This is a genomic window from Arthrobacter endolithicus (genome assembly GCF_026627425.1).
Taxonomy (GTDB): Bacteria; Actinomycetota; Actinomycetes; order Actinomycetales; family Micrococcaceae; genus Arthrobacter_M.
The window spans coordinates 1-1,051 of record NZ_JAPNLH010000063.1 but is presented as its reverse complement, the minus strand read 5'-3'; the positions used below and the strand labels follow the sequence as shown (position 1 = coordinate 1,051).

Genomic DNA, 1,051 nt, shown 5'->3' with positions numbered 1-1,051 from the left:
GAATGGACACCGGGGGTGCCAGCCAGGGCTGCCTCCGCTCGGTCCAGCAGCTCGGGTTCAATCCCGTCCATCAGTCGCCGGCCGATGCTTCGCACCGTCCCCCACAGCAAAACGATGATCGCGGCCGCAATCAGGAGTCCCACGATGGGGTCGGCGAGGGGGAAACCCAGCCAGACGCCGATGACTCCGGCGACCACGGCCAGCGAGGTGAACCCGTCAATGCGGGCATGTACACCGTCGGCCACCAGGGCCGCCGAGCCTATTTTCTGTCCGATTCTGATGCGGTAGATGGCAACCGCCTCATTGCCGGCGAAACCGACCACACCAGCAGCCGCAACCCACCACAGATTGGTCAGGGTCTGTGGGTGGATCAGCCGGTCAATGGACTGCCAGCCGGCGATAATGGCCGACAGAGCGACGACGGCGACGATGAACAACCCGGCGAGGTCCTCCGCGCGGCCTAAGCCGTAGGTATAGCGGCGGGTGGCGGCGCGGCGGGCAAGGATGAAGGCGATCCACAACGGGACCGCCGTCAGGGCGTCGGAGAAATTATGGATGGTATCGGCCAGCAGCGCCACTGAGCCGCTGATCAGCACCACTATGAATTGCAGAATGGTGGTGCCGAGCAGCATGAACAGACTGATCTTCACCGCTCGGACGCCCTGCTCGCTGGCCTCCAGCGCGTCATCGATGGAATCCGCCGCGTCGTGGCTGTGCGGAACGAACAATCCATAAAAAAAGCCTTTGATCCCGGTGGGATGCTCGTGCTCGTGCCCATGGCCGTGCCCGTGCTCGTGCCCGTGGGAGTCTTCGTGGCTGTGCTCGTGCTGGTCGGGACGCACGTGCTGGCTAGTGGGGTGAGTGCTCATGAGGGGTCCGCGCTTTCGATGTGGTGGTGGCGGGGGCTACCGCCCAGCGAGTGCTCTGCCTGGAAAATGGCATCCGTGACGAGCTGGCGGGCGTGTTCGTTTTCCAGCCGGTAGAACACCCGCGTGCCGTCCTGCCGGGTGGTAACAAGGCGTCCCAGGCGCATTTTCGCTAAATGTTGGGA

The 1,051-nt window shown here is 64.0% G+C and carries 1 protein-coding gene and 1 pseudogene; both read right to left on the bottom strand.

What is annotated here, in order from left to right:
- On the bottom strand, positions 1 to 869 hold an 869-nt coding region (locus tag OS914_RS18010; RefSeq protein WP_267547428.1), incomplete at its 3' end, for a cation diffusion facilitator family transporter.
- Positions 866 to 1,051 (bottom strand): annotated as a pseudogene (locus OS914_RS18005) (transcriptional regulator); the annotation flags it as partial. The gene OS914_RS18010 and the pseudogene OS914_RS18005, both read right to left, overlap by 4 nt.